The organism is Mesorhizobium sp. M7A.F.Ca.CA.003.01.2.1 (genome assembly GCF_003998945.1).
GTDB lineage: Bacteria > Pseudomonadota > Alphaproteobacteria > Rhizobiales > Rhizobiaceae > Mesorhizobium > Mesorhizobium ciceri.
This window is the reverse complement of record NZ_RZRA01000794.1, coordinates 1-2,723: the sequence shown is the minus strand read 5'-3', so window position 1 is coordinate 2,723 and position 2,723 is coordinate 1. Positions and strand designations below refer to the sequence as shown.

Annotated in this window: 2 protein-coding genes and 1 pseudogene; 2 read left to right on the top strand and 1 reads right to left on the bottom strand. The window is 64.2% G+C overall.

Annotated features, from left to right (window positions below):
• The coding region (locus EN969_RS25665) for a LysR substrate-binding domain-containing protein (protein ID WP_245467501.1) at positions 1–394 on the top strand (394 nt) is incomplete at its 5' end.
• Between the two features lie 7 nt (positions 395–401).
• On the opposite strand, the gene argE is transcribed toward EN969_RS25665, so the two are convergent.
• Entirely contained in the window at positions 402–1,562 is a 1,161-nt protein-coding gene (gene argE, locus EN969_RS25660; RefSeq protein ID WP_063168702.1) for an acetylornithine deacetylase, read from the bottom strand.
• A 276-nt stretch (positions 1,563–1,838) separates the two neighbouring features.
• Between argE and EN969_RS25655 the strand changes: the two are divergent.
• Positions 1,839–2,723: pseudogene (locus tag EN969_RS25655) on the top strand (NADH:flavin oxidoreductase); the annotation flags it as partial.

The window sequence follows — 2,723 nt, the reverse complement described above, 5'->3', positions numbered from 1 at the left end:
GGAGGAGCTGGCCGACGAGCGGATGGTGCTGCTCGACCTGCCGTACAGCCGCGAATATTTCCTGTCGGCATTCCACCAGCGAGGGATCCGGCCCAACATTGCCGAGCGCACCGGCGACATTGCGGTCATGCGCTCCATGGTGGCCAACGGCTTCGGCTACGGCATCGCCAACATGCGGCCGCTCAACACGCTGGCGCCGGACGGCAAGCCGCTCGTCTTCGTGCCGTTGGACGGTGACCTGCGGCCGCTGACCATGGGCGTCGCCTTGCCCAATTCCGAACATCGTACGCAATCCGCCCAGGCGTTCATCGACCACTGCCGGCATTTTGTCGTCGAGCAAGGTGTGTTCGGCGCCGAGCGGGCCGTCGGCCAGGCAGCGCTTCCGCAGAAGTAGCGCCCGCTTACGCCAGTTGCTGGTCGGCAAGCCGCTTCAGCAATTTTTCCAGCATGTTGTCGCAGCGGCGCATCTGCTCGACGCTGACGAATTCGTCCGGCTTGTGCCCTTGCGCCATCGACCCCGGTCCGCACACGACCGTCGGCGTGCCGAGATCGCGGCTGAACAGGCCGCCTTCCGTGCCGAAGGCCATCTTGATGGTATTGTTGGCGCCGGTCAGCGATTTGACGAAGGCGACGGCTTGCGAACTGGCTGGCGTGTCCAGGCCGGGATAGGTGTTGGTGATGTCGATGTCGATTGCTGCCTCGGGCGCGATGGTCGAGGCTTCGGAAGCAATATGAGCAGCCTCCTTGCGCAGGCGGTCGAGAATCTCGTGCGGGTCGTCGGCTGCGACATTGCGGATCTCGAAGTCGACCTGGCAAAGGTTCGGCACGATGTTCAGCGCCACGCCTGCGTTGATCTTGCCGACATGGACGGTCGTGTATGAGATGTCGTAGTCGCCGTCGCGGGCGCCATCGCGCACCAGCCGGTCCTGTTCGCGGCGCAAGGCGGCGACGAAGTCGCAGCCGAGATGGATGGCGTTGAGCGCCAGCGGGGCCAGCGCCGAATGGCCTTCGCGCCCCTTGCAAAGCGCGCGTGCGGCAAGCTTGCCCTTGTGCCCCGTCGCCACCTGCATATCGGTCGGCTCGCCGACAATGCATAGCAGCGGCCGATGCGGGGCCGCTTGCAGCATGTCGACCAGGCTGCGCACACCGATGCAGCCGATCTCCTCGTCGTAGGAGAGTGCCAGGTGCAGAGGCGTCTTCAGCGTCATTTTCGCGGCCTTGAGGCACGCGGCGAGCGCGCAGGCCACAAAACCCTTCATGTCGGCCGCGCCGCGTCCGTAAAGCTTGCCGTCACGGTTCGTCATCTCGAAGGGCGGCAGCGTCCAGGCCTGGCCGTCGACGGGAACGACGTCGGTGTGACCGGACAGCATGATGCCGGAAGCATCAGTCGGTCCGATGGTGGCAAAGAGGTTGGCCTTGTGGCCGTCCTCGCTGTGGATGATCTGGCTGGCAGTGCCGTGTGCGTCTAGCAGGTCCGCCACGTAGTTGACGAGGGCGAGGTTCGAGTCGCGGCTCACCGTCGGGAATGCGAGCAGCTTTTCGAGGATCTGGATGCTGTCCATGCGTCTTGTGTCTCATTGGCCGTCGGTACTTCTAGCATCGCGTGGCCGGGGCCTTGAAGTCGCATTTGGCTCAGTCGGGATTCAGCGGATGCTAATCCGGATGTGTGCGATTAGGCGCGGCCTAACCGGCACAGAAGAAATCTGTTGTTTTCCGGCGCTTGCCGCAACTTATGAATGGTCTCACGGCATCAACCCACTGGGCTGGCCGGCTTGCGTCACGCCTCGAAACCATGATCGGGCGTGCTGCAGGGCGACGCTGGCAGGAAGGCACGTTCCATGCGCGATCCGCGTTATGATATTCTGTTTGAGCCCGTGAAGATCGGTCCGGTGACCGCCAAGAACCGCTTCTATCAGGTGCCGCATTGCAATGGCGGCGGCTATCGCGACCCTTCGGCCGCGGCCGAGATGCGCCGCACCAAGTCGGAAGGCGGCTGGGGCGTCATCTTCACCGAGCAAACCGAGATGCACCACACATCGGAGATCACGCCCTTCATCGAGCTCAGGCTGTGGGACGATGCCGATATTCCGGCGCTGGCGAAGATGGCCAAGGCAATGCACCAGCATGGCGCGCTGGCCGGCATCCAGCTGGCCTACTCAGGCATCAACGGGCCGAACCTCTACACCAAGGAAGTGCCGCGCGGGCCGTCGGCCCTGCCGATCCGCACCTTCACCAACGATCCGGTGCAGGCGCGCGCCATGGACAAGCAGGATATTCGCGACCTGCGCCGCTGGCATCGCAATGCCTTCAAACGGGCGAGGCTCGCGGGCTTCGATTTGGTGTGCCTCTACGGCGCGCATGGCTTCGGCATCATCCAGCACTTCCTGTCCACGGCCACCAACCAGCGCAGCGACGAATATGGCGGCTCGCTGGAGAACCGCTCGCGGCTGATGCGTGAGCTGATCGAAGAGGGCAGGGACGCTATCGGCGACACGTGCGGCCTGACGCTGCGGCTGTCGCTGGACGAGATGATCGGTGAGCTCGGCTTCGCCAATTCCGAAGTGCGCGACATGATCGAGATGCATGCCGATCTGCCCGACCTCTGGGACCTGGCGCATGGCGCCTGGGAGGACTGCTCCGGGCCGTCGCGGTTCAAGGAGGAGGGCGCGCAGGAGAGCCTGGTGTCCGGCATCAAGAAACTGACCTCGAAGCCGGTCGTAGGC